General features: G+C 74.5%; 23 protein-coding genes and 2 pseudogenes. 7 read left to right on the forward strand and 18 right to left on the reverse strand.

From position 1 onward, the window contains the following. Positions 1–9 precede the first annotated feature (9 nt). From AB4039_RS36045 to AB4039_RS36055, 3 genes are all read left to right on the forward strand, one after another. Positions 10–906, forward strand: a complete 897-nt coding sequence (locus AB4039_RS36045; protein ID WP_442272750.1) for an ABC transporter permease — start codon at positions 10–12, stop codon at positions 904–906. Further along, positions 903–2,441 carry an ABC transporter ATP-binding protein gene (locus tag AB4039_RS36050; RefSeq protein WP_442272739.1) on the forward strand — a complete coding sequence of 513 codons (1,539 nt, stop codon included), beginning with the start codon at positions 903–905 and terminating at the stop codon, positions 2,439–2,441. The genes AB4039_RS36045 and AB4039_RS36050 overlap by 4 nt, the downstream gene beginning before the upstream one ends. Before the next feature lie 311 nt (positions 2,442–2,752). Further along, complete coding sequence (locus tag AB4039_RS36055) at positions 2,753–4,153, forward strand: NADP-dependent succinic semialdehyde dehydrogenase (RefSeq protein WP_266837418.1); 1,401 nt, start codon at positions 2,753–2,755, stop codon at positions 4,151–4,153. Here AB4039_RS36055 and AB4039_RS36060 read toward each other — a convergent pair. Next, positions 4,119–4,778, reverse strand: coding sequence for a TetR/AcrR family transcriptional regulator (locus AB4039_RS36060; RefSeq protein WP_266837416.1), 660 nt, complete (start codon positions 4,776–4,778; stop codon positions 4,119–4,121). The two genes, AB4039_RS36055 and AB4039_RS36060, sit on opposite strands and share 35 nt — an antisense overlap. Positions 4,779–4,833: 55 nt before the next feature. Then, positions 4,834–6,906: a galactose-binding domain-containing protein gene (locus AB4039_RS36065; RefSeq protein WP_442272740.1), complete on the reverse strand. Its 2,073-nt coding sequence runs from the start codon at positions 6,904–6,906 to the stop codon at positions 4,834–4,836. 481 nt (positions 6,907–7,387) lie between these two features. Here AB4039_RS36065 and AB4039_RS36070 point away from each other — a divergent pair. From AB4039_RS36070 to AB4039_RS36080, 3 genes and pseudogenes are all read left to right on the forward strand, one after another. Beyond that, positions 7,388–7,603, forward strand: a pseudogene (locus AB4039_RS36070) (MFS transporter); the annotation flags it as partial. A gap of 44 nt (positions 7,604–7,647) precedes the next feature. After that, positions 7,648–8,598 (forward strand): MFS transporter, encoded by a 951-nt coding sequence (locus AB4039_RS36075; RefSeq protein ID WP_442272741.1) that lies wholly within the window; start codon positions 7,648–7,650, stop codon positions 8,596–8,598. Further along, on the forward strand, positions 8,595–8,873 hold the full coding sequence (locus AB4039_RS36080; protein WP_266837412.1) for a hypothetical protein: 279 nt from the start codon (positions 8,595–8,597) through the stop codon (positions 8,871–8,873). Before AB4039_RS36075 ends, AB4039_RS36080 begins: the two co-directional genes overlap by 4 nt. Before the next feature lie 49 nt (positions 8,874–8,922). On the opposite strand, the gene AB4039_RS36085 is transcribed toward AB4039_RS36080, so the two are convergent. The 16 genes from AB4039_RS36085 to AB4039_RS36160 form a co-directional block, all read right to left on the reverse strand. Next, a complete protein-coding gene (locus AB4039_RS36085) occupies positions 8,923–9,378 on the reverse strand; it encodes a GNAT family N-acetyltransferase (protein WP_442272742.1) in 456 nt (151 codons plus the stop codon). Positions 9,379–9,566: 188 nt separating this feature from the next. Then, the gene (hypE, locus tag AB4039_RS36090) at positions 9,567–10,556 is read right to left on the reverse strand and encodes a hydrogenase expression/formation protein HypE (RefSeq protein ID WP_442272751.1); all 990 of its coding nucleotides are present in this window, start codon (positions 10,554–10,556) and stop codon (positions 9,567–9,569) included. Positions 10,557–10,635: 79 nt separating this feature from the next. After that, positions 10,636–11,916: a hydrogenase formation protein HypD gene (gene hypD / locus AB4039_RS36095; RefSeq protein WP_266837408.1), complete on the reverse strand. Its 1,281-nt coding sequence runs from the start codon at positions 11,914–11,916 to the stop codon at positions 10,636–10,638. Then, positions 11,913–12,281 (reverse strand): HypC/HybG/HupF family hydrogenase formation chaperone, encoded by a 369-nt coding sequence (locus tag AB4039_RS36100; protein ID WP_266837406.1) that lies wholly within the window; start codon positions 12,279–12,281, stop codon positions 11,913–11,915. Before AB4039_RS36100 ends, hypD begins: the two co-directional genes overlap by 4 nt. Continuing rightward, positions 12,250–14,622, reverse strand: coding sequence for a carbamoyltransferase HypF (hypF, locus tag AB4039_RS36105; RefSeq protein WP_442272743.1), 2,373 nt, complete (start codon positions 14,620–14,622; stop codon positions 12,250–12,252). Before hypF ends, AB4039_RS36100 begins: the two co-directional genes overlap by 32 nt. Further along, positions 14,622–15,449, reverse strand: coding sequence for a hydrogenase nickel incorporation protein HypB (gene hypB, locus AB4039_RS36110; protein WP_442272744.1), 828 nt, complete (start codon positions 15,447–15,449; stop codon positions 14,622–14,624). Before hypB ends, hypF begins: the two co-directional genes overlap by 1 nt. Before the next feature lie 3 nt (positions 15,450–15,452). Next, positions 15,453–15,848: a hydrogenase maturation nickel metallochaperone HypA/HybF gene (locus AB4039_RS36115; RefSeq protein ID WP_442272745.1), complete on the reverse strand. Its 396-nt coding sequence runs from the start codon at positions 15,846–15,848 to the stop codon at positions 15,453–15,455. Between the two features lie 113 nt (positions 15,849–15,961). Further along, entirely contained in the window at positions 15,962–16,066 is a 105-nt protein-coding gene (locus tag AB4039_RS36120) for a DUF6893 family small protein (RefSeq protein ID WP_442272746.1), read from the reverse strand. Continuing rightward, the gene (locus tag AB4039_RS36125) at positions 16,063–16,647 is read right to left on the reverse strand and encodes a hydrogenase maturation protease (protein WP_442272747.1); all 585 of its coding nucleotides are present in this window, start codon (positions 16,645–16,647) and stop codon (positions 16,063–16,065) included. Before AB4039_RS36125 ends, AB4039_RS36120 begins: the two co-directional genes overlap by 4 nt. Next, positions 16,644–18,062: a hypothetical protein gene (locus AB4039_RS36130; RefSeq protein ID WP_266837396.1), complete on the reverse strand. Its 1,419-nt coding sequence runs from the start codon at positions 18,060–18,062 to the stop codon at positions 16,644–16,646. The genes AB4039_RS36125 and AB4039_RS36130 overlap by 4 nt, the downstream gene beginning before the upstream one ends. Beyond that, positions 18,059–18,775, reverse strand: a complete 717-nt coding sequence (locus tag AB4039_RS36135; RefSeq protein WP_442272748.1) for a DUF6084 family protein — start codon at positions 18,773–18,775, stop codon at positions 18,059–18,061. Before AB4039_RS36135 ends, AB4039_RS36130 begins: the two co-directional genes overlap by 4 nt. Continuing rightward, entirely contained in the window at positions 18,772–19,422 is a 651-nt protein-coding gene (locus AB4039_RS36140; protein WP_266837392.1) for a DUF5947 family protein, read from the reverse strand. Before AB4039_RS36140 ends, AB4039_RS36135 begins: the two co-directional genes overlap by 4 nt. Continuing rightward, positions 19,419–19,946 carry a hypothetical protein gene (locus tag AB4039_RS36145; protein WP_266837390.1) on the reverse strand — a complete coding sequence of 176 codons (528 nt, stop codon included), beginning with the start codon at positions 19,944–19,946 and terminating at the stop codon, positions 19,419–19,421. The genes AB4039_RS36140 and AB4039_RS36145 overlap by 4 nt, the downstream gene beginning before the upstream one ends. After that, positions 19,943–21,727: a nickel-dependent hydrogenase large subunit gene (locus AB4039_RS36150; protein WP_100661061.1), complete on the reverse strand. Its 1,785-nt coding sequence runs from the start codon at positions 21,725–21,727 to the stop codon at positions 19,943–19,945. The genes AB4039_RS36145 and AB4039_RS36150 overlap by 4 nt, the downstream gene beginning before the upstream one ends. A gap of 67 nt (positions 21,728–21,794) precedes the next feature. Then, positions 21,795–22,853 (reverse strand): hydrogenase expression protein HypE, encoded by a 1,059-nt coding sequence (locus AB4039_RS36155; RefSeq protein WP_266837386.1) that lies wholly within the window; start codon positions 22,851–22,853, stop codon positions 21,795–21,797. Positions 22,854–22,937: 84 nt separating this feature from the next. Beyond that, positions 22,938–24,695, reverse strand: a complete 1,758-nt coding sequence (locus AB4039_RS36160) for an enoyl-CoA hydratase-related protein (RefSeq protein ID WP_442272749.1) — start codon at positions 24,693–24,695, stop codon at positions 22,938–22,940. A gap of 390 nt (positions 24,696–25,085) precedes the next feature. Between AB4039_RS36160 and AB4039_RS36165 the strand changes: the two are divergent. After that, positions 25,086–25,462 (forward strand): annotated as a pseudogene (locus tag AB4039_RS36165) (amino acid transporter); the annotation flags it as partial.

The raw sequence follows: 25,462 nt of genomic DNA on the forward strand, positions 1-25,462 counted from the left end.
GCCGCCGACGTGCCCGCGGGCTTCCGCGACGGCGCCGTCGGCGATCCGGCCGGGCGCCCGGCGGGCGCCGGGTCCCGCGGCCGGGCCGCGCGCCGGATCGCCCCCGGCCTGCTCCTGGTGCTGCTGGCCCTCACCGGCCCGTGGCTCGCCGCGCACCCCCTCGGCACCCCGGTCACCGCCCCCTACGCGGCCGCCGGGGAAGGAGCCGTACTGGGCGGCGACCAGCTCGGGCGCGACGTACTGAGCCGGCTGCTCCACGGGGGCGCCGCCCTGATCGGCGGCGCCTTCCTCATCGCCGTCGTCGTCACCCTGCTCGCCACCGTGCTCGGCTGCTTCGCGGTCCTGCACCCCACGCTCGGCCGCGCCGTGGAACGCGCCGCCGACGTCCTCATCCTGCTCCCGCCGGTCCTCGGCATCATGCTCATCGCCCTGGCCTGGCCGGGCGGCGGCCGGTGGGCCGTCATCGCGGCCGCCGTGGTCCTCGGCACCCCGTACGCCGTGCGCGTCGTCGCCTCCGCCGCGGCGCCCCTGGCCCGCGCCGGCTACGTGGAGGCCGCCACCGCCCGGGGGGAGCGGCTGTCCTACATCGCCCTGCGCGAGCTGCTGCCCAACCTGCGCTCCACCGTGCTCGCCCTGTTCGGCCTGCGGTTCGTCGAGGCCGTGTACGTCATCTCGATGGCCGGATTCCTCCAGATCGGCCCGCAGCCCCCCGCCGCGGACTGGGCCCTGATGGTCCGTGAGAACGCGCCCGGCATCCTGCTCAATCCCTGGGCCGTGCTCGCCCCCAGCCTGGCCATCGCCGTCCTCGCCATCAGCTTCAACCTCGCCTCCGCCTCGCTCTCTTCCGGTCCTTCGCGTCCTTCCCGTCCTTCCCGCTCCTCCCGCAAGGCGGACACCACCCCGTGAGCGACCTCGACCCGAGCCCCGACACGTCCGACGCCTCCGCCCCCGCCGCCGTGGTCCGCGGCCTGGAGATCGGCGTCCCGGGCGGGCCGGTCCTGCTGCGGCCGGTCTCCCTGACCGTCCCCGCGGGCCGGATCACCGCCCTGACCGGCCCCTCCGGGTCCGGGAAGACCACCTTGCTGCGCGCGCTGACCGGCCACCTCCCCGAGGGCGCCGCCGTCACCGCCGGAACCCTGGAGGTCCTGGGGACCGAGCCCGGCTCACTCGGCGCCGAGGAACTGCGCCTGCTGCGCCGTACCCGGATCGCCTACGTCGGCCAGGACCCCGGCTCCGCCCTCAACCCCCGCATGCGGATCCGCCGGATCGTCGCGGAGACCGCCGTCGACCCGGGCGGGGCGGCCGTCCTCGCCCTGCTGCGCGAATGCCGGCTCCCGGTCGACGACGGCCTGCCCGAGCGCAGGCCCACCGCGGTCTCCGGCGGCCAGCAGCGGCGCGTGGCCCTGGCCAGGGCGCTGGCCCGCGAGCCGGAGCTGCTGCTGCTGGACGAGCCCACCGCCGGGCTGGACCCCGCCCTGCGCGACGAGATCGGCGTGCTGCTGCGGCAGCTGGCCGCCGCCCGCGGGCTGACCGTCGTGCTGGCCTGCCACGACCCCGAACTGGTCGAAGCCTGCGCCGACCGGGTGGTCCGGCTCCCGGGTCCACCGCAGCCGCAGCCGCAGCCGCAGCCGGCCCCGGGCTCCCGGCCGCGGTCCCCGTCCGTACGAGCCCCCGTGACGCCCCCGCCGGCCGCTCCGGCCGCCGCTCCGGTGCCCGCCGACCCCGCGCGCGGGCTCCACGCCCGCGGGGTCGGCGTGGCCTTCACGCACCGGGCCGGGCGCCACCGGGCCCTGGACGCGGTGGACTTCGACGCGGAACCCGGCACGGCCACGGCCGTCGTCGGCCCCTCCGGCTCCGGCAAGACCACCCTGCTGCGCGTTCTGGCCGGGCTCCACGCCCCCGACTCCGGCACGCTCACCCTGGACGGTGTCCCGCTCGCCGCCACCGTCCGCCGGCGTGCCCGGGAGCACCGCCGCAGGGTGCAGCTGGTCCCGCAGAATCCGCTGGACGCGCTGAACCCGGCCCGCACGGTGGGCTCCGCCCTGGCGCGGCCCCTGCGGCTGCACGGGGGCCCGCGGGGTCCCCGTAGCGGCGCGGAGGTCGCCCGGCTCCTCGAACAGGTGGAGCTGCCCGCCGAGTTCGCGGGCCGCTACCCGGCCGAGCTGTCCGGCGGGCAGCGCCAGCGGGTCTCCCTCGCCCGCGCCCTGGCCACCGCGCCGGACGTGCTGCTGTGCGACGAGATCACCTCGGCCCTGGACCCGGACACCTCCGTCGCGGTCATGGAGCTGCTGCGCCGCCTGCGGGCCGAACGGCGTATGACGGTGGTGCTGGTCAGCCACGAGCCGGACCTGGTCGCGGCCTACACGCTGACCGCACACCTGCTGGAGGCGGGCAGGCTGTCCGCGTCCGGTCCCACGGAGGCGGTTCTGGCCGGGCTGTGACGGGGTGTGCGGATATCGATACACAATGAAGATCAAAATGGGTTCGGCTTGCCCAAGGTGCGCGCCGCCGGGCGGGCGGGGGCCTTCGGTCCCCCGCCCGGCGGCCCGGCCGGGCGCCCCGCTGCTCGTGCGCGAACGGCGGCAGCACCGGGTCTGACCCGGCGGCCCGTCGCCCTGGCGGCGGCCGTCCCGCGGCCCGTCGAGGCCCCGGCCGAGCCCCGCCGCCCGAGCCGGCCGGCCGATCCACGCGTTGCGCGGCGGCGGGCCGCGGGGGAGGGTCGGTGAGGGTTCCCTCGCAGGAAGGCCGGACCATGCCCATCGCCACCGTCAACCCCACCACCGGCACCACGCTGCTGACCTTCGACGAGCTCGACGCCGACGGCATCGAGCTCGCCCTGGCCGAGGCCGCGCGGACCGCCGCCTCCTACCGCCGCACCACCTTCGCCGAACGCTCCGCGCTGCTCACCCGCGCCGCCGACCTCCTGGAGGCCGAAGCGGAGGACATCGCCCGCACCATGACCATCGAGATGGGCAAGCCCCTCGCCGCGGCCCGCGCCGAGGCCCTCAAGTGCGTGAAGGCGATGCGCTGGTACGCCGACCGCGCCGAGTCCCTCCTCGCCGACGAGCGGCCCGCCGACGGTGACGTGGCCGACTCGGGAGCCGCGGCCGTCCGGGTGAGCTACCGGCCGATCGGCGTCGTCCTCGCCGTGATGCCCTGGAACTTCCCGCTCTGGCAGGTCGTGCGCTTCGCCGCGCCCGCCCTGATGGCCGGCAACGTCGGTCTGCTCAAACACTCCTCGAACGTCCCCCAGACGGCCCTGTACCTCGGCGACCTCTTCGAACGGGCGGGCTTCCCGCTCGGCTGCTTCCAGACCCTGCTCATCGGCTCGGCCGCGGTCGAAGCGATCCTGCGCGACCCGCGGGTGGCCGCCGCCACGCTGACCGGCAGCGAGCCGGCCGGCCGCGCGGTCGCCTCCGTCGCCGGGGACGAGGTGAAGAAGACCGTCCTGGAACTCGGCGGCAGCGACCCGTACATCGTGATGCCCTCGGCCGACGTGGCCCGCGCGGCCCGCACCGCCGTGACCGCCCGGGTGCAGAACAACGGCCAGTCCTGCATCGCCGCCAAGCGGTTCATCGTCCACACCGACGTCTACGACGAGTTCGCCGGGCTCTTCACGGCCGGCATGGCCGCCCTGACCGTCGGCGACCCGATGCTCGCCTCCACCGACGTCGGCCCGCTGGCCACCGAGGCAGGGCGCGCGGACGTGGAGGAGCTCGTCGAGGACGCCGTCCGGCAGGGGGCCACGGTACTGTGCGGCGGCGGACGCCCGCCCGGTCTGCCGGACGGCTGGTTCTACGAGCCCACGGTCCTGGCCGACGTCACCCCGGACATGCGGATCGACCTGGAGGAGACCTTCGGCCCCGTGGCCACCCTGTACCGGGTGGGGAGCCTGGACGAGGCGGTGGAGCGGGCCAACCACACGCCCTTCGGCCTGAGTTCCAACGTCTGGACCCGGGACGAGGCCGAGCTCGAACGCTTCGCCCGGGACCTGGAGGCCGGCGGTGTCTTCGTCAACGGCATGACCGCCTCCCACCCGGCGCTGCCCTTCGGCGGGGTCAAGCGCTCCGGGTACGGGCGGGAGCTGTCCGGGCACGGCATCCGGGAGTTCTGCAACATCACCACCGTGTGGCGGGCAGCGGATCCGGGGTGAGCGGGCGGCCGGCGCCGCCCGGCCGCGCGTCCGCCGGTTCCATCAGGCCGACGACGTGGTCGGTGACCAGGTCGAGGAGGTCGGCAGTGGCCCTGGCGTCCCCGAGCACGAGGGCGTTCAGGGTCATTCCGTCGGTCATGGCGGCCAGGTAGCGGGCCAGCACGGTGACCGGCACGCGCGGTTCGAGCCGCATGTCGCGGCCCAGCTGCCCGAGGAGCTCCGCGTACGTCTCGCAGTACAGCTCGTACTGGCGGCGCGCCAGGTGCTCGAACCCGGGCCGGCGCAGGGCGTACTGGGTGAGCTCGTAGGTCAGCATGTGCTCGCCGGGCCGGTCGCAGACGTGGTCCCAGTACGCCTGGAAACCGGCCCGGACCGTCTCGCGCAGGGTGGGCTTCGGGCGGATCGCCTCCCGCACCACCGTGATGTAGTGGGCGGTGATCGCCTCGATGACGGATTCGAGGAGGGCCTGCTTGGACGCGAAGCAGTAGTGGAAGACGCTCAGGGACACCCCCGCCTCGGCGGCGATGGAGCGGGTCGTGGTCCGGGCGACGCCGTCGCGGGTCATCGCGCGGATCGCCGCTTCGGTCAGCTGACGGCGCCGCTCGGCCGAGGGCATCCGGGCCATGGGGGTCCTTTCGGTGCGGGTACGCGTGCGGGTTCGGCTACGGCTACGGGTACCGCTACGGCTGCGGCCACGGGGCGGGGAACGCGGCGGGGGGGGGGGGGGGGGGGGCGTAGCGGGCCGGGGTGGCGGCGAACCGGGCGGTGTCCACCCCGCCGTCGCCGGTCGTGGTGGACCAGGCCGTCTGCCAGTTGCTGCCGTCGGCCGAGACCTCGATGCGGTACGACTTCCCGTACGCGGCCTCCCAGTCGAGGGTGACGCGCCGGATCGTGTGCGCGGATCCGAGGTCGAACTGCACCCACTGGTCGTCGTTCCACTCGCTGGCCCAGCGGGTGCCGGTGTCCCCGTCGACGGCCTTGCCCGGCGAGTAGTCGACGAAGGGGTTCCACCACTCGGTGGAGCTGGCCGAGGCGGGGGTCCGGGAGGCGAGGTTGACCTCGGCCCGGTGGCTCTCCGTGGCCCCCCAGGTGTGCAGGTAGGACTCGGCGCCCCGCATCAGGTCGTCGACCACGCCCTGGCCGCCGACCTGCCTGATGTCCTCGATCCAGTCGGGGACCATGCCGTAGTGGGCGGCGCCGTCGGTGTTGAGGTCCCAGGTCCGCGAGCCGGTGGTCTGCCGGTCGACGACCGAGCCGCCGTCGGCGGTGCGGAAGGGGTAGCGGACCGGGTTGGGGGTGTTCGCGCCGCGGGGACCCGGCCAGCCGCCGACCCCGTTCATGTCGGTGCCGTACCCGTAGCCCACGTCGTACTTGTCGCGCAGGGCCTTGGTCCGGGCCGCCTCGGCGGTGAAGCCCTCGGATCCGTTCATGTACTGGGCGGCGAACCCGCCGAGCTTGTAGAGCCGCTCGGTCCAGCCCAGGTCCATCCAGCTGTGCGAGGAGATCACGCCGGGGTAGGACTCGGACTCCAGGATGTCGAAGGCCTGCCCCGCGGCCTTGACGCCCATGTGGTCGACCTCCAGCATCATGTTGCGTTTCATCATGCCGCGCACCGCGTAGGCGCCCAGGTCGGTCAGTCCGCGCGCGTTGCACTGCGCGCCGGCGGCGTAGGAGGGCACCGAGACGCCCGCCGGGAGCTCCTTCTGGGCCTGCGGAGCCGGTGCGAGGCCGATGGGGTTGTCGTGCTGGGGGCCCGCGCACTCCTCGGTCTTCCAGAAGGTGCCGGTGGACAGGAACTGCCCCACGTTGATCGCGGTGCCGAGCGTGCCCTCGTCGAAGCGGACGCCGCACAGGGCGTTGTCGAACTTGTGGCACAGGAACATGCTGCGCACGCCGAGCCCGTACAGCTCGTCCAGGCCGCGGTCGATGTCCGCCTTGCTGCACTGGGCGACGTCCAGGATCTGCTTGCAGCCGAAGGGCTCGGAGGTCTCCACGCCGAGGACGACGGCCAGTTTGCCCTGCTTGACCACCTCACGGGCCTGCGCGGAGTCGGTGACGATCCGGAACCAGCCCTTTCCGGGGCCGCCGTACATCTTGTCGATGTAGGCCTGCATGTCGTACGTCTTCTGGGCCTCCAGGCGGATGGCGGTCATCTCGTCGCAGCCGCGGTCCTTGAAGAAGTAGACCGAGCAGATCACGCCGTTGGTGACGAGGTCGTTGACGAGGACGCGCTCGCCGCCGCGCCAGGCGCGTTCGATCCAGGCGTAGTAGTTCTGCTGGTGGGTGAGCGAGTCGTGGGCGGGCCAGTCCTTGAAGGTGGGCCAGCCGACGGGGTCGTGCTTGCCGTCCCCGCCCTTGGTGATCATGTCGAAGACGGCGAGGGAGCCGTCGGGGTAGTGCTCGGGGCAGTCCTTGAGCGCGTCGGCCACCCCGAGGTCGGAGAAGGGCTTGCCGCAGATCAGGCGCCCGCCGAAGCCCTCGTTGGACATGATGTGGTCGTGGGCGTCGACGAAGCCGCGGACCCGTCCCTTGTCGTCGGTGCCCTTGAAGGGCTCGCCGGTGACGTTGATGTCGGAGTCGGGCTGCGGGCGTGCGGTCGGGGTCCACCAGCCGGCGTCGGCCGAGGAACTGGGCACGGGCCCCAGCACCATGGCCAGTACGGCGGCGAGGAGCAGCGACAGGAGTGCGAAGGGCCGGCGCCTGCGGCGGGGCCGCGGCGGGCGTGGGGAGCGAGGGTGAGGGGTCAAGGTCATCACTCGTGTCTTCGGTCGGCGGGGGGCGCGGTCGAATCCGGGCATGAATTGTCATGCCCCGCACAAACGGTGCGTCGAGAATCGCGAGTGGCGCGGAAGGAGTCAAGGGTCCGGGACGGATGACCTGATGACGCCCTTCCCCGGCACCCCGCCACCCCGTCGGTCGGTCCCGCGCCCGCGGCGGTCCGGGCCGGGAGCGTCGTCGGGCCCGGCCGGCGGGCGGCGTTCCGGCAGGGGACCCCGAACGCGCAGGTGAGGGACTCGCTGCCGGCCGACCCGCTGGTTCCCGGTCCGTACATCCCCAAATCCAGGGGGTCGCGGCGCCCGCGATCCGGCTCACCATGGAATCGAAACCGGACGTGCGCGGACGGGTCGGGCGTCGAGGCCGAGGTGTCGGCCTCCACCGGTCCTCCGGCGTACGGCACCGGCCCCGAAAGGGGATTCCGGTGCGGAGGTCCCGGGCGTGCCACGCAGTTGGACGATGCTCGCCCTCGGCACCTGTGGTCAGACCGCCGGTGCCACCGCGCTCTACGGGCTGCCCTACCTGCTCCCCGCCCTCCAGGAGGAGCTGGGGCTCTCCCTGGCCGGTGCCGGGCTGCTCGTCTCCTGCCCGGTCTTCGGGATCCTGCTCGGTCTGATCGGCTGGGGAGCCGTCGCCGACCGGTTCGGCGAGCGGCCGGCCCTGACCGCCGGGCTGCTCGCCGCCGGGCCCTGGCCGGCGCCGCCGCCGTCCGGGGGGCGGTGCCGCTGGGCGTGCTGCTGGTGCTGGCCGGCGCCGCCGGATGCTCCGTCAACTCCGCCTCCGGGCGCCTGGTCATCGGTCGGTTCCCGCCCGCCCGGCGCGGTATCGCGATGGTGGTGCGGCAGGCCTCACAGCCGCTGGGCACCGCGCTGGCCGCCGCGGTCTTCCCGCCGCTGGCCCGCCTCGCGGTCCTGGCCGGGGCCTTCGGGTTCGGCGCGGCGCTGAGCGGGGCCGCCGGGGTGGCGATCGCCCTGCGCGCCGTCGATCCGCCGCGCCCCGCGAAGCGGGAGGGCGCCCGGGCACCCGCGCCCTACCGGAGCGGCTACCTGTGGCGGATCCACGCGGCGGCCGGACTGCTGTGCGTGCCGCAGTTCGTGGTCACCGGGTTCTCCCTGCTGTTCCTGACGCAGGCGCGCGGCTGGTCCGTCGGCGCGGCCGCCGGTGTGCCGTCCGTGGCCAGCCTGGCCGGGGCCGGCGTGCGGCTGTTCGCCGGCTGGTGGTCCGACCGGGTCGACAGCCGGATCGCTCCGATGCGCGTACTGGCCGCGGCCACCGTCGTCGACCTCGGCCTGCTCGTGGCGGGTACCGCCCGGGACTCGCCCGCCGCGCCGGTGGCGCTGCTGCTGGCCTGCGGGCTGACGGTGAGCAGCAACGGGCTGCACAACACGGCGGTCGCCGAATACGCGGGCCCCGACTGGGCGGGCCGCGCCCTGGGGGTGCACGGGATGGCGCAGCACGCCGCGGTGGTGCTCGTACCGCCGCTGGCGGGAGCCCTGATCGCGGGCCACGGCTACGTCGCCGCCTTCGCCCTCGCGGCGGCCTTCCCGGCGCCGGCCGTGGCGCTGCTCCCGGCGRCCGACCGCGGCGCGCGGTGGCCCGGCCCCGAGACCGTCCCGGACCCCGGCGCCGGCACGCGGGCCGCGGCGGGGCCGCCTATCGTCGAGGTATGAGCGAGACGGTCGTGGTGTACGAGTACCCCTCAGGGGACTCCCCGCCYGGGGACTCCGCCTCCGGGGACGAACGGCCCCCGCTGCGGGTGCACGCGGCGCCCGCGGCCCCGGGCCGGACCTCCGTCCGGGGGCCGAGGACCCTGTGCGGCAGGGACACCTTCGCCATGGAGACGGCACCCTGGCGGCCCGCCGAACATCCGGACGCCCCCTGGTACCCGCCCCGGTACGCCGACCGGGTCTGCCCCGCCTGCGAGGACGCGGCCGGCGAGGGCTGACCGCGGCGGAGGCGGGCGCGCGCCGGCACGCGACCGCGCAGCGGTGGGGTCAGTTACCGGGGGCCATGTCGTAGGTGACCCACATGGTCCGCGTGGCCACCTGGTCGTACTTGGCGCGCGCCCGGTGGTTGTCGTCGGCGGTGATCCAGCGCACCACGCTCCACCCGCGCTCCCCGGCCAGCGCGCGCAGCGCCCCCAGCAGCAGGTCGGCGGCGCCCGAGCCCCGGTGCTCCGGGACCACGAACAGGTCGTCCAGGAAGCAGCCCACCGTCGCGGACAGCGGCCGGGCGAAGGGGCGGTAGTGGGCCAGCCCAAGGAGGCGGCCCGAGGCGTCCTCGGCGACCAGCGCGCCGACCTCGCGCCCGGGGTCGTTCACCCACGCCCACACCGTCGCGGCCGCCTCCTCGGTCTGCTCCACGCGGTAGAAGTCGGCGTAGCCGCGGTAGAGGGCGCGCCACTGGTCGAAGTCCCCGGGACGGACGGCGCGGACGATGATGTCGGACATGGCGGGGCAGCTCCTGTGATCGGGGGCGGGTGCCGCGGCGGAGGGGTCCTCCTCCGCCGAGGCAACCGATCATGCGGGAGCCGGGCGCCGTGCGGGCCTGCCACGGTGTCGAAACGCCGGCCGCGAGCCCGCCGCCGTGGACAGGTCGGCGGGGCCCGCGGGGGGTGCGCCGGGGCGCACGGGATCCCTCAGCAGATCCGCGGCAGCTGTTCCCCGACCGGCAGGTCGACCACCCGGGTGCCGCCGAGGCCGGTCCGCGCCACGACCATGCCCGGGTGATCGGCGACGACCTCGCCGATCACCGCCGCGTGCCGGCCCAGCGGGTGGGCGCGCAGGGCGTCGAGGACGGCGTCGGCGTGCTCGCGGGGCACGAAGGCGACGAGCTTGCCCTCGTTGGCCACGTAGAGCGGGTCGAGCCCGAGGATCGCGCAGGCGTTCGCGACGGCCTCGGGGACCGGGACCCGGCCCTCGTGGAGGACGACCCCGGTGCCGGAGGCGGCGGCGATCTCGTTCAGGGAGGCCGCCAGGCCGCCCCGGGTGGGGTCGCGCAGGACGTGCAGGTCGGGGGTGACCGCGAGCATGCTCTGCACGAGCCCGCCCAGGGCCGCGCAGTCGCTCTCGATGTCGACGCCGAACTCCAGGCCCTCGCGGACGCTCATGATCGCGACGCCGTGCAGGCCGATCTCGCCGCTGACGATCACCACGTCGCCGGGGACCACCCGCTGCGGGCGCAGGTCCACCCCCTGTGGGATCAGCCCGATCCCCGCCGTGTTGACGTAGATGCCGTCCCCGTGGCCCGCCTCGACGACCTTGGTGTCCCCGGTCGCGATCTCCACGCCCGCGGTCCGCGCGGCGGCGCCCATGGCCTCGGCCACGCGCGCCACCGCGGACATCTCGACGCCCTCCTCCAGGATGAACCCGCAGGACAGGTAGGCGGCACGGGCGCCGCTCATGGCCAGGTCGTTGACCGTGCCGTTGACCGCCAGGTCCCCGATGCTCCCGCCGGGGAAGAACAGCGGCCGCACGACGTAGGAGTCGGTGGAGAAGGCGAGGCGTACGCCGCCGAGCGAGAGGGCCGCCGAGTCCCCGAGCTGGGCCAGCGCCTCGCCGCCGAAGGCGGGGGCGAACAGGTGCTGGACCAGTTCGGCGGAGAGCGCGCCGCCCCCGCCATGTCCCATGACCACCCGGGGGTGGTCGCGCAGGGGGGCGGGGCAGGTCCAGCCGGTGACGTCGAGGACGGTCTCGGACGGTGCGGTCTCAGGCAACGGGGCTCGCCTCCAGTGCGGTCTTCGAAGCGGCGGCCGGCCCGGCCTGCGGTGCGGGGTCCGGCTGCGCGTCCGGGGCCGCGTCCGGCACGGGATCCGGTGCGGGGACCGGCGTGGCGCCCGGTGTGGCGCCCGGCGCCGGGACCGGCGCGGCGCCGGAGGCCGCCCGCGGTGCGGCGGCGGGCAGGTCGAGGCGGCGGTAGAGGTAGTACGCCGCGCAGGCGCCCTCGCTGGACACCATGGTGGCGCCCAGCGGGTTGCGCGGCGTGCACGGACCGCCGAAGGCCTCGCACTCGTGCGGTTTCAGCAGCCCCTGGAGCACCTCCCCGCTCCGGCACTCGGCCGGCTCGCGGGTGGTGATGCCGGTGACCGAGAAGCGGTGCTCGGCGTCGAACTCCCGGTAGCGCGGCGACAGCCGCCAGCCGCTGCGCGGGATGACCCCGATGCCCCGCCAGGCCCGGTCGGTGACCTCGAAGACGTCCTCCAGCATGGCGAGCGCGGCCGGGTTGCCCTCCGGGCGGACGGCGCGCGCGTAGGCGTTGTCGACGGTGTGCTCGCCGCGCTCCAGCTGCAACACGGTCCGGCGCACGCCTTCGAGGATGTCCAGCGGCTCGAAGCCCGTGACGACGATCGGCACCCGGTGGCGCGCCGCCAGCTCCGGGTACTCGCCCGTCCCCATCACGCTGCACACGTGCCCGGCGGCCAGGAAACCCTGCACCCGGCAGCTCGGAGACCGCATGATCGCCTCGATCGCCGGGGGCACCCGCACGTGGGAGACCAGCAGGCTGAAGTTGCGGATGCCGAGCTTGCGCGCCTGGTACACGGTCATGGCGTTGGGCGGGGCGGTGGTCTCGAAGCCGATGCCGAAGAAGACCACCTCCCGCCCCGGGTTCTCCCGCGCGATCCGCAGGGCGTCCAGCGGCGAGTACACGACCCGTACGTCGCCGCCCTCGCCCCGCACCCGGAACAGGTCGCGGCCGGTGCCGGGGACGCGGAGCATGTCCCCGAAGGAGCAGAAGATCACCCCGGGGCGGGAGGCGATCTCCAGCGCCTTGTCGATGACCTCCAGCGGCGTGACGCACACCGGACAGCCGGGCCCGTGGATCAACTCGACCTGATCGGGCAGGAGCTGGTCGATGCCGTGCCGGATGATCGTGTGGGTCTGGCCGCCGCAGACCTCCATCAGCGCCCAGGGCCGGGTCACCGTGGAGCGGATCTCGTCGAGGAGCCGGCGGGCCAGTGCCGGGTCCTGGAACTCGTCGATGTACTTCACCGCGGTGCGTCCTCCTGCCGGACATCGGTCCCGTGGGCCGTGGCGGGCCGTGCGACGGGCGCCGCCGGATCGTCGGCGAAGGGCCAGTCGCCGCCGCCCGCCTGGGCCGCCTGCTCCCAGGGGTCGCCGAACTCCTCCTGGAGCATTCCGAGTTGCGCGAAGAGTTCGAGGGTCTGCAGGGCGGACTCCTCGTCCAGCCGCTGGAGGGCGAACCCCACGTGGACGATGGCGTACTCGCCGACCCGGAGGTCCGGCAGGTACTCCAGGCAGACCTCCTTCTGCACGCCGCCGAAGTCGACGGTCGCCATGCGCGTGCCGTCCCTCTCCCCGATCTCAAGCACTCTGCCGGGTACCGCCAGGCACATGGGCTTCTCCTCGTCGTGGGTGGTGCGTGACGTGTCCGGCGGCCGCCACCATGAGCTGGCCCAGCGCCAGCCCGCCGTCGCCCGGCGGGACCGTGCGGTGCCGCAGGACGGTGAATCCCCGTTCGCGCAACAGGCGTGCGCAGGCGGAGGAGAGCAGGGTGTTGGCGAAGACCCCGCCGGTGAGGGCCACCGTGTCCAGGCCGTGCCGGTCGCGGGCGAGTCCGCAGAGCACGGCGACGAGGTCCGCGACGCCGGCGTGGAAGCGGGCGGCGATCACCGGCCGGCCGGACCCCGCCCGCACGTCGGCCGCCACCGCCGCCAGTACGGGCGCCGGATCGGCGATGACCGGGCCGGTCGCACCGGCCCCGGGCAGCCGCACGGCGAAGGCGTAGCCGGGACCGGCGGCGGGCGCCCCGAACGCGGCGCCCTCCAGCTCGATGGCGGCCTGCGCCTCGTACCCGGCGCGCTGGCAGACGCCCGCCAGGGAGGACACCGCGTCGAAGAGCCGGCCCATGCTGGAGGTGGGGGCGCAGTTCAGGCCGCGCTCCAACTGGGTTTCCAGGACCCGTAGTTCGGTGGGCGGGCAGGCCGCGGTGCAGGGCAGGTCCGCAGCCCGGTCCAGGCCGGCGGCCCACAGGTGGGCCAGGGCCATCCGGTAGGGCCGCCGCACGGCCGCGTCACCGCCGGGCAGCGGTACGTAGGCCAGGTGCGCGAAGCGGGTGTACCCGGCGTAGTCGGCGAGGAGGACCTCCCCGCCCCAGACGGCGCCGTCGTCCCCGTAGCCGGTGCCGTCGAAGGCGACGCCGATCACCCGCCGGGAGCCGTCGAGGCCGTGTTCGGCGAGCGCGGAGGCGACGTGCGCGTGGTGGTGCTGTACGCCGGCCCGCGGGCGGGCTCCCGCCTGCTCGCGGGCCCAGCGGCCGGAACGGTAGCCCGGGTGCAGGTCGGCGGCGAGGAGCACGGGGGTGACCCCGGTGAGGGACTCCAGCTGCCGCTCCGCCCGCTCGAAGGCGTACCGGGTGGCCAGGTCGTCCATGTCGCCCGTGTGGGCCGACAGCCAGGCCCGGCGCCCTTCGCCGAGGCAGAAGGCGTTCTTGAGGTCGCCGCCCACGGCGAGCGTGGCGGGGACCGGCAGCGGCAGGGTCAGGGGCAGCGGCGCGTACCCGCGGGAGCGGCGCAGGACCAGGGGTTCGCCGTCGCAGACCCGCACGACGGAGTCGTCGCAGGGCACGTGGATCGGCCGGTCGTGGGTCAGCCAGGCGTCGGCGAGTCCGGAGAGGCGCTCCAGTGCCTCGGCGTCGTCGGTGACGATGGGCTCGCCCGAGAGGTTCCCGCTGGTCATCACCAGCAGGCGCGGGCCCCGCGGGTCCCCGTCCAGGCCGAGCAGCAGGTGGTGGAGGGGGGTGTACGGGAGCATCACGCCCAGGTCGGGGCTGCCGGGGGCGACCCCCGGCAGCGGGGCGCCGTCGGGGCGGCGGCGCAGCAGCACGATGGGCCGCACCCCGCCGGTGAGCAGCTCCCGTTCCTCGGGGCCGAGGTGGGCGAGGGCCTCGACGTCGGAGAGGTCCCGGGCCATCAGCGCGAAGGGCTTGTCCCCGCGGTCCTTGCGGCGGCGCAGCTCGGCGACGGCCCCGGGCCGGGTGGCGTCACAGGCCAGGTGGTACCCGCCGAGCCCCTTCACGGCCAGGACCGCCCCCGCGGCCAGCAGCGCGCGGGCCTCCGCGACGGGATCGGCGCAGGCTTCCCCGCTCGGAGGCCGCCCGGTCAGCAGCCGCAGCCGGGGCCCGCAGGCCGGGCAGGCGACGGGCTGCGCGTGGAAGCGGCGGTCGGCCGGGTCGGCGTACTCGCGGGCGCAGTCGGCGCACATCGGGAAGCGGTCCATCGTGGTGTGGGCCCGGTCGTAGGGCAGCCCGGTGACGATGGTGAAGCGGGGCCCGCAGTGCGTGCACGTGATGAAGGGGTGGCGGTGGCGGCGGTCGGCCGGGTCCGCGAGCTCGGCGAGGCAGTCCGCGCAGGTGGCGACGTCGGGGGAGACCAGCGTCCGGGCCGGGCCGCCGGACCGGGAGGCGACGATGGTGAAGCCTGCGCCGCCGGAGAGGGGGACCGGGCGGTGGTCGACGGCGTCCACCACGGCCAGCGGCGGGGCGTCGGCCGCGAGCCGCTCGCAGAACTGCGACACGGCGGCGGCGGAGCCCTCCACCTCGGCGACCACCCCCTCCGGGGTGTTGGTGACGTGCCCGGCGAGGCCGAGGCCGGTGGCGCGGGTGTAGACGTAGGGCCGGAAGCCGACCCCCTGCACCACGCCCCGTACGGTGACCCGTCGGCGTTCCAGGTGCTCCATCAGCGGGTCTGGGCCACGGCGGGGCCGGGCCGGCCGTGGCCGTGGTGACCGTGATCGGGATCGTCGTGGTCGTGGTCGTGGGTGTGACCCGGCCCGTGCTCGTGTCCGTGTCCGTGACCGTGGTGGCTGCCCTCGTGCCGCTGCCGGGCCATCACGGGAGCGTGTGCCCGCGCCCCCGCCCCGACCGCCAGGGCGCGGTCCAGCAGGAGGCCCGTCCCCTCGTCCGCGCGGACCGAGGTGAGGACCACCTCCACCCCCGGGTTGACCCGCTGGACGTTGGCGCGGAAGGCCGCCTCGTCGAACTCGACGGCCGCCGCGATGTCGGTCTTGGTGACCACGACCAGCTGGGCCAGCCCGAAGGCGGTCGGGTACTTCAGCGGCTTGTCCTCGCCCTCGGTCACCGACGCGAGGACCACGCGCAGCGACTCCCCGAGGTCGTACGAGGCCGGGCAGACCAGGTTCCCCACGTTCTCCACGAACAGCAGCCGCGTCTCCTCGGGCAGCCACCCGTCCAGGTGGCGCCCCAGCATCGAGGCCTCCAGGTGGCAGAGCCCGTCCGTGAGCACCTGCTTGACGGGTACGCCCGAACGGGCCAGGCGCAGCGCGTCGTTCTCGGTGGCGAGATCGGCCGTCAGGGCCGCCACGGGCACGCCCCGCTCCCGGGCCAGTAACAGCTCCCGCTCCAGCAGCGCCGTCTTCCCGCTGCCGGGGCTGGAGAGCAGGTTGACGACCGCCGTCCCCCGGGAGGCGAGTTCGGCGCGCAGGGCGCGCGCCGCCCCGTCGTTCTTGGCGAGCACCGCCTGCTGCAGATCGACCACTCGGCACATGGTTCAGGCCTCCTCGGGGATCGGTTCGCGGCAGGAGGCCGCGCCCGGGGCGTCCTCCCAGGTCACGTTGAGGATGCGCAGTTCGCGCCCCGTGAGCAGTTCCACCGCGGTGGCCCGTCCGCAGACGGGGCAGCACAGGTCGGGCGGCATACCCACCGCCCACGCTCCGGCACAGTCCGCGCAGCGGGCGCTGGCCGTCACGGAGCGCGTGACGAGTTCGGCGCCTTCGAGGACCGTTCCGGCACAGGCCAGTTCGAAACAGAAGGCCAGGGAGTCCGCCACCACACCGGCCAACTCCCCGACCTGGAGCTCCACGCGGCGCACGGCGCTCGCCGCGCCCGCCCGGGCCGCCTCTTCCACCTGGCCCACGACGGCCATGGCGATCGACATCTCGTGCATCGGACTCCGTCCTGCCGGGGCTCATTACACCGGCAGGACGCGGGAGGCGCGGGCGGGCACGCCGGTGCGCCGCACGCCCCGTACGCCATTCGGGCGCCGGGGCGGGGCGGGGCTCACATACAGCGCATGCGCAGGTATCGCTTGAGGTCGGGGAGGAACTGCGCGAGGACGGCGACCAGGGCCACGGCGGCGGCTCCGCCGATGACGGCCTTCTTCATGGGGTTCTCCTCAGTTCACGGCGGTTCGGGTGGACGGTGGCGACGGCGTCGGCCGCGGCCCCCTGCGGTTCCTCCTCCCGGAGCAGGTCCAGGAGCATCCGTACGGCCTCCGGCACCGCGGCGGCCACCGGGCCGCTCAGCCCGATGCCCTCCTCGACGCAGGCGGGCTCGCAGCCGACGACGAGGGTCCGCCGGGGCGGGGTGGCTCCGGTGCCCGCGCACAGCGTGCCCAACAGGGCCAGGACGGTGTCGGGGGACATGTGGTGGCCGTCGAGGACGGCGGCGCCGGGGGAGCCGGGGGAGCCGGGTCCCGGGGACAGGGGGCCCGCATCCCCGGCGGACGCGTCGATCAGGTACAGCGTGCCGGGGACGCCGCCGCGCGCGGTGGCGTCGACCAGGACGAGCGTGTCGTAGCCGTCCAGGAGCTGGTAGGCCAGGTGGACCCCGCGCACCCCGAAGTCCACCGCCTCCACGTGCGCCGGCAGCGGGTGCGCCGCCAGGGCGCGCACCGCCTCGACGCCGAAGCCGTCGTCGCCGAGGAAGACGTTGCCGATGCCGGCGACCAGGACCGCGCCGCTCACGCGTCCTCCAGCGGGGTGACCTCGTCGGGCTGGAAGTACAGGAACCGGCCCTGCTCCCGGCGGATGTCGGCGCCCGGGTCCCCCTCCACCGTGACGGCGAGGTGCACCCCGCCGTCCACGTCGTGCAGGACGGCCTCGACCAGGGCGGAGCGGCCCTGGAGGAACAGGTCCTGGGCGTCGGTGCGCCGCAGGCCCGGCCGGAGCAGCACCCGGCTGCCCGGTCCCACGAAGACCCCGCCGACCCGGATCCGCTCCGGCGCCGGATCCGCTCCCGCCGGGTCCCACCAGGGGGCCTCCGGCCGGAACACGGCCTCCCCGTCGGGGACCTCCGTCAGGGTGGACGGCCCGTCGAAGGCGTCCGGTCCGGTGACCTCCCGCAGTCCGCGCACGGCGCCGTGCAGCCGTTCCAGGACCTCGGGCGGCATCGAATCGGCGAGCTCGATCACGGCGGCCGCGCGGGCGTCCGTCCCGCGCGCCTCGCGCTTCTCCTCCTCGGTGAGGGTCGCGGTGCGCAGCGCGAGGATCTCGTCGATCTCCAGGGCGTCGTACATCGCCCCGGCGCTCTCCGGCGCGATCGCGGGATGGTCCTCCAGGATGATCGGGGAGGACAGGACCACGTCGGAGCGGCCGTCGCCGCCCGCCAGCACCGGCCAGGTGTGCCGGTTGTCGCACGCGGCGACGGCCTCCCGGGCCCACTCGGGCGGGTCGGTCATCGACAGGAAGGAGCCGGCGTCCAGCCCCAGCAGGAGGTGGGCGGCGACGAGCGAGCGCGGCAGGGCCGCCTCGCGGGTGGCCCCGTCCCCGTCGGCGGGGGTCCAGGCACTGGTGTTCTCCACGACCGCGGTGAGCTTCAGCACCCGGTAGGGGCCGTCGAGTTCGGCCGCCGAGAGCCGTACCCGGCCCTCGGCCTCCTCGGTGCGCCGCAGCAGGCGGCCGACGGCGCGCCCCGAGCCGTCCAGCACCGGTTCGCTCTCCTCCCGGGCCGGCCGGGTGAAGGGGAGCACGACCCCCTCACCGGCCAGCGCGGCCACGGGGACGGCGAGTTCGACCCGTTCCTCGGTGCCCTCGTCCCAGGGGACCAGGATCCGGTCGGGCAGGTGCAGTTCGCCGACGTCGGCGTAGGTGCCGTCCTGGTGGAGCCGCTGGACGGTGCGGCGCTGGGCATGCAGGAAGCGCAGCTCCAGGTGGAGCGTCGCCTCGCCGCGGGGCTCCATCAGGATCTCGGTCCGCTGGAAGGCGTGCTCGCCGTGCGCGGGGGCCCAGGCGGGCGGCACCAGGACCCCGAACTGCCAGCGCAGCCGGTTCTTGGCCGCCGAGGCCCGGTACGGGTAGAGCACGTAGCCCTCGAAGAGGACGGCGTCCGCCACGTGCCGGGCGGTGTCGAAGCGGGTGTCCCGCTCGGTGGTGGTGGTCACGGAGCGGTCCTCTCGGTGACGCGCGGCARTACGGTCCCCAGCCGCAGCGGCGGGGGCGGGGCGGCGGCCGGGACGGCCCCGGCGGCCGAGTCGAGCAGCGAGCGCACCGTCGCCTCCCAGGAGGCGAGCGCGTGCCGGGAGCGGTAGGCGAGCAGCTCCGCCATCGTGTCGCGGGGCAGCCGCAGCCACCCGCAGCCCGGGAAGTGCTGCTCGACCATCTCCCGCCACACCGTGGCCGGCATCCGGTACGAGGCCTCCCGGTCCCAGGGCACCGGCTCGACCCGGAACCCGCCCGCGCCGGTGAAGGCCGTGCCGGAGAAGAGCATCAGCAGCGGCGCCCCGCCGTCCTCCAGCGCGCCGAAGTAGCGGGTGGCCGCGATGTCCATGTCGTAGGTGCAGGGGACGACCAGATCGGTCTCGGTCTCCCCGGTGAAGCTCGGCACCATCACCGACACCTGGGCGAACTGCACCGGCTGGAGGGTGTTGCCCCAGCGGGAACGCTCCCCGAAGAGGTCGGCGAGACCCTCGGCCTCGGCGTCCGAGTAGCCGCGCCGGGCCGGCTCGATCCGCAGCTGGACCCGCAGGGCCAGTGCGTGCACCCGCACCCCCGCCCCCGCGCCGATGCGCAGCCGGAAGACGAGGGTGGGGCCCGCGGCGTACGGGTCGGCGCGCACCCCGGTGCAGGTGAAGGTGAACTCCGTGGCGGCCGTCATGACACCGGCCCCGGAGCGAGCACCCTGGCGCGCCGTTCGACCTCGGCGAAGAACGCGTCCAGCGCGGCCCGGGCCTCGGCGCCGCCGTCGAAGCCCTGCCACAACAGCCGCATCCGCCCCACCAGCTCGTAGCAGATGTCGATCGGCACCAGATGACAGCTGGTGCGGCCCTCCGAGCGGCGCAGCAGCAGCGCCTCCACGTCGGGTTCGAGGAGCGCGGACAGCCGGCCGGAGCCCAGCACGCTCTGCCAGGTCTGCGGGTCGAGCTCGCTCTCGGTGGCCCCCGCCGGGCTCGGGTAGAGGGCGACCAGCCGGTCGAGCGCGGCGTTGCGGAAGAAGAACGCCACGCCGACCGGGATCTGGAGGCGCTCCCAGGCCCCGTCGTCGAGCCGGTGCGCGGGATCGGCCAGGTACCGGACGGGCACGGCGCGGAACCGGCCCGTCACGATGCCCGGCCGGTCGAACAGCAGGGCGCAGCCGGTGCAGGCGCACACCAGCGACCGCTTCTCGGTCTCCACGAGGTGGCGGTGGCCGTCCCCGGCCACCGCGGTCCCGCACAGCTCGCAGCTCTCGGGGCGGGGCGGACGGGGGCCCGTGAACCGGCGCAGGCCGCGCGGTCCGTCCGCCAGGAGGCCGGGCCCCGTCACGGCACCCGCACCGGAGCGTGCGGCCGGACGGAGATCTGCAGCAGGGGCTGCTGCGGTGCCGGGGCGGCCTCCGTCTCCACCGCCGTCACCTCGGGCGCGAAGCAGGCCAGGGCCTCCTCCAGACCCCGGGCGGCGTCGTCCGGGGAACCGCTCCCGCACCCGCATCCGGAGGCCGCCGCCCGGGGGCGTACCCGCAGCACCCCGGTGGCCCCGTCGAAGGCGATCCGCTCCACGGTGTCCCCGGCGGCGCCGAGGGCCCGTTCGATCCGCGTGTCGACGTCCTCGGGGTGCAGGTCGTGCAGCGAGAGCAGGCTCGCCACGAGCTCGTCGTCCAGCACCGGGGAGAGTGCCTGCCCGCCGAGCCGCTCCACGATCCGGGCGAGCCCGGCCCCGTAGAAGTCCATGAGGACGCGCACCAGTTCCTCGGCGGCCGCGCACGCCCGCCGGTCACCGGCGGAGGACAGGCCCTCCAGGACCTCCTCCACCCGTGCGCCCGCCTGCCGGGCGTCCAGGGCGGCGCTCATCCGCCCAGTCCGCTCAGGCCGGTGGGCACGTGCATCGTCTTGACCGTCTTGCCGCCGCCCACGTACATGTGGACGCCGCAGGGCAGGCACGGGTCGAAGCTGCGCACCGCGCGCATGATGTCGATGCCCTTGAAGTTCTCCGGGGAGTTCTCCTCGAAGATCGGGGTGTTCTGCACCGCGTCCTCGTACGGTCCCGGGGTGCCGAAGGTGTCGCGGGTGCTGGCGTTCCACGGGGTCGGCGGGTAGGGGTGGTAGTTGGCGATCTTGCCGTCGCGGATCACCATGTGGTGCGAGAGCACCCCGCGCACGGCCTCGGTGAAGCCGACGCCCAGGCCCTCGTCCGGGACCTCGAACTTCTCCCAGGTCTGGGTGCGTCCGGCGCGGACCTCCGCCAGCCCCTTCTCGGCGCAGTGCAGCGCGATCGCGGCGGCGTACGCCTGGAAGTACGTGCGGGCGCGGTTGCGCTCCAGCGCGTTGCTCCACTTCGGGATCTTCCACTCGAAGCGGGTCTCGGGCTTGGTCATCGTGCGCGGCAGGGTGATCACCACGCTGTGGCCGGTGGCCTGCACGTAGTCGGTCTGCACCAGCCCGGACAGCGCCGTGGACCACAGGCGGGCGATGGGGCCGCCGCCGGTGTCCAGCGCGAGGTGGTCCTTGCCGTCGAACCAGCGCGGCGACATGACCCAGCTGTACTTGTCGTCGAAGTTCCGCTTCTGGGGGGCCGGGATGGTGTGCTGGTTCCACGGGTGCCGCGGGTCGACCGGGTTGCCGAGCGGGTCGTGCGTGACGAACTGCTCCCGGCCCTCCCAGTCGTCGTAGTACGAGCTGCCCAGCAGGATGCGGATGCCGAGGTTGATCTCGGTGAGGTCGTTGGTGACCAGCTTGCCGTCCACGATCACGCCCGGGGTGACGAACATCTTCCGTCCCCAGTCGGTCATGTTGGCGTACGTGAAGTCGCAGTGCTCGGGGTCGTTGAGCGCGCCCCAGCAGCCGAGCAGCACGCGCCGGCGGCCGACCTCCTCGTACCCGGGCAGGGCCTCGTAGAAGAAGTCGAAGAGGTCGTCGTGGAGCGGCACGACCCGCTTCATGAACTCGCAGTACCGCATCAGGCGGCTCATGTAGTCCGTGAAGAGCTGCACGGAGGCGATGGTGCCGACGCCGCCCGGGTAGAGGGTGGAGGGGTGCACGTGGCGCCCCTCCATCAGACAGAACATCTCGCGGGTGTACCGGCTGACCTGGAGGGCCTCGCGGTAGAACTCGCCCTCGATGGGGTTGAGGGAGCGCATGATGTCGGCGATGGTCTTGAAACCGTGCTCGCCGGCGTGCGGGGCGGGGGTGCGCTCGGCCTTCTCCAGGACGCCCGGGTTGGTCTCGCGGACCATCTTCTCGCAGTAGTCGACCCCGACCAGGTTCTCCTGGAAGATGTTGTGGTCGAACATGTACTCCGCCGACTCGCCGAGGTTGATGATCCACTCGGCGAGGTGGGGCGGCTTCACCCCGTAGGCCATGTTCTGCGCGTAGACGGAACACGTGGCGTGGTTGTCACCGCAGATCCCGCAGATCCGGCTGGTGATGAAGTGCGCGTCGCGGGGGTCCTTGCCGCGCATGAAGACGCTGTAGCCGCGGAAGACCGACGAGGTGCTGTAGCACTCCGCGACCCGCTTCTGCTTGAAGTCGATCTTCGTGTGGATGCCGAGGCTGCCCACGATCCGGGTGATCGGATCCCAGGCCATCTCGACCAGGCCGCTGCCGTCGCCGGCCGCCTTCGTCTTCGGTGTCATCGTGTCTGCCGTGACCCTTCTTCGGTGCGGGGGTTGGTGCGCTGGGTGTGGGGGGAGACTGCGGAGCTCACCAGGGCGGGCGGTAGCCCGTGGTCAGCGTCCGGCCGCTCTGGCGCCACTTCGGCTCCTGGTCGACGGTGTGCTCCGTGATCGAGCGGAGCCGGCGGACCACCGCTCCGTACACACCGCTCGCCTTGCTGGAGACCTTGGCGCCGGGCGGCTCGTCCATGAACGGCATGAACTTGTCGGGGAAGCCGGGCATCGTGCAGGCGATGCAGATGCCGCCGACGTTGGGACAGCCGCCGATGCCGTTCATCCAGCCGCGCTTGGGCACGTTGCACTTGACGACGGGGCCCCAGCAGCCCAGCTTGACCAGGCACTGGGGGGAGTCGTAGGTGTGCGCGAACTGGCCCTGCTCGTAGTAGCCGGCGCGGTCGCAGCCCTCGTGGACCGTCATGCCGAACAGCCAGGTGGGGCGCAGCTTGTCGTCGAGCGGGATCATCGGCGCGGAGCCCGCCGCCTGGTACAGCAGGTAGGTGAGGGTCTCGGAGAAGTTGTCGGGCTGGATCGGACAGCCCGGCACGCACACGATCGGGATCCCGGCCTTCGACTTCCAGTCCCAGCCGAGGTAGTCCGGCACGCCCATCGCGCCCGTCGGATTGCCCTCCATGGCGTGGATGCCGCCGTACGTGGCGCACGTGCCGATGGCCACGACCGCGAGGGCCTTGGGCGCCAGCCGGTCGATCCACTCGCTGGTGGTGATGGGCTGGCCGGTCTCCGGGTCGTCGCCGAACCCGCACCAGTAGCCCTCGGGCTTGATCTTCTCGTTGGGGATCGAGCCCTCGACCACCAGCACGAACGGGTCGATCTCGCCCCGTTCGCCCTTGAAGAACCACTCGATGAACGTGTCCGCGCCCCCGACGGGGCCGCATTCGAAGTCGATCAGGGGCCAGTGCACGGCGATCTTGGGGAGCCCCGGCAGGACCCCCATGACGATCTCCTCGATGCTGGGCTGCATCGCTGCCGTGAGGGACACGGAATCGCCGTCGCAGCTCAGCCCCGCGTTGATCCAGAGAATGTGGATCGGGGGGTCCTCTGCCGGGGCGACGGTCGGTGCTGCATCCATGCGGATGCCTCCTTGGGGAAGGGCGGGGAGGTGTTCCGGGCGGGGTGCGCGGCGGGCCGGACTGCCCCGGCCACACCTTTCTTGCTAACAGCCCTCCGCCCCGGGTGCTCCGTCATGTACGGCCAGTGGGGTGACGGCGGCTCCGGGCCGCCCGTGCACGGGACGGGTCAGGTGCGGCGGGGTGGCGGTCGCCGCCTCCTTGCGTACGAAGGCGCGGCGCAGGGCGTGGTACGGGGCGGCGGGGTCGAAGAAGGTGCGGTGCATCAGCGCCAGCTCCGCCTCCCGGTAGGAGGCCAGCGGCCGGACGGCCTCGTCACGCTCCCGCAGGGCCTTCTTCGCGGCGATCCGGGACTGGGCGGCGGGCAGCGCCGCCAGGTGCGCCGCCAGCCGCGCGGTCTCGCCGGCGAAGGCCCCGGGCGTGCAGGGCACCGTACGGTCGACCAGCCCGAGCCGGAGCGCGCCGGCCGCGCTCAGGGGCAGGGCCTCGGCGGTCAGGCGGTCCGCGACGGCGGCCCCGACGCGGCGCGGCAGCGTGTACGTCCAGTACTCGGAGCCGTACAGCCCCATCAGGCGGTAGTGCGGGTTCAGCACCACGCCCGCACGGCACCAGACCTCGTCGGCGGCGAGCGCCAGCATCGCCCCGCCCGCGGCGGCGTTCCCGCCGAGGGCGGCGACGACCAGCCGGTCGGTGGTGGTGAGGACCGCCTCGACCAGGTCGTCCATGGCGTTGATGTTGTCCCAGGACTCCCTGGCCGGGTCGGCGGCCGCCTCGATGACGCCCAGGTGGATGCCGTTGGAGAAGAAGTCGCGGCCACCGCCCAGGACGAGCACGGAGGTGGGGCGGGCGCAGGCGGCCCGGTACGCCTCCAGCAGGCGGCGGCACTGTGCGGTGCCCATCGCTCCGCCGGGGAAGGCGAAGGACAGGAACCCGGCCGCCCCTTCCTCCCGGTAGCGGATGTCCGCCCACGTACGGCCGCGGACGTCCGCGTGCGGGGGCGGGGCCGGGTGTTCGCGCAGCGACGGCAGCCGGTCGCCGAGCGCGAGGACGGCGGGCAGTTTCACCGGCGCGGGCTCCCCGGGCACCCGGCGGGCCCGCAGCTCGGGGATCCACACGGCGCCGTCGGCCGTGGCTCGGCACACGGCCCCCGCCCGCGTCGCCAGCAGTTCACCGGGGCGGCCGCGCAGGCGGGGTTCCGGGTGGCCGCCGTGCAGGTACCACTCGCCGCCCAGCAGCTCGTCCAGGACGCCCGGCCGGGAGTCGGCCGCGCGCAGCGTGCGCAGGACCCGGTCGGTGGAGTCGGCCTCCCAGTCGATGCGGCGGGCCTCCTGGCGCAGGTAGGGGCGGGTACGGACGGTCGCCGGGTCCTGGGGCGCGGGAGTGTGGGTGCCCGACGCGAACCGCTCGACGGCGAGCAGCACCGCCCGCAGGGCCGCGTCGGCGATCTCCCCCCGGTACAGGTCGCTCTTGCCGACCGGCGGGACCGGACACTCCACGGTGGCCCACACGTCGCCGGCGTCCATCTCCGCACCGGCCTGGAGCACCGTCACGCCCCAGCGGGTCACCTGCTCCTGCACGGCCCGGTCGAGGGAGGAGGGACCCCGGTCGCCGACGGGCCCCGGGTGGACGATCAGACAGGTGCGGGCGGCCCACACCTCCTCGGGGATCGCCGTCGTCAGCATCGGGGCGAGGACCAGATCGGGATCGTGCCGGCGCACGGCCTCCGCCAGGGGGACGCCGGGCAGGGCGAGTTCCACCGCCACGCGGTGGCCGTGGTCGCGCAGTTCGGCGTGGACTCGCTGCGTGAGGCTGTTGAAGGCGCTCGCGACGAGCAGGACGTACACGTGATCTCCCAGCGGCGGCCGGGTGCCACGACGGCGTGGATCCCGGCCTGATCGGCAGCCCGTGACCGGAGCATGACCGGCCGCCTGAGATGGTCGGGCACCCGGCGGGGACCACGCCCGGAGCCGGGCGGCGGTGTCACTCGAAAGCGCCCCCGCGGAGGGCCGCTCGGCCGCACGCCGCGCCGCGGCCGCACCGCCGTGCCGGGCCGGGCCCGGCCGTGGCACGCCGGCCGTTCCGGGCCGCCCGTGCCGCCCCGGCCGGACACCCGCGTTAAGGACGCGTCAGGATTGGCCCATTTGCGTGCACAAGCGATCGAAATGCGTACGCTGACTCAGCCGTCGTGTCCGTGCCGACGGCTTTTCCATGCCGTACGACAGGAGCCCCCCACGATGGCCACCCCTGCCCGCACACCACGCCTGCGCGCGTGGATGCTGGAAGGCCTGACCGACCGCCCCGGGCAGCACGCGCAGTCCGGGGCCGCGCACGAGGGCCGCCCCTGGTGGCGCGTCATGTGCCTGACCGGCCTGGACTACTTCTCCACCCTGGGCTACCAGCCCGGCATCGCCGCGCTCGCCGCCGGGCTGCTCTCGCCCCTGGCCACCATCGTCCTGGTCGTCCTCACCCTGTTCGGTGCCCTGCCCGTCTACCGGCGGGTGGCCGAGGAGAGCCCGCACGGCGAGGGCTCCATCGCCATGCTGGAGCGGCTGCTCACGTTCTGGAAGGGGAAGCTGTTCGTCCTGACCCTGCTCGGGTTCGCGGCGACCGA

Source organism: Streptomyces sp. M-16 (assembly GCF_052114405.1).
Taxonomy (GTDB): domain Bacteria; phylum Actinomycetota; class Actinomycetes; order Streptomycetales; family Streptomycetaceae; genus Streptomyces.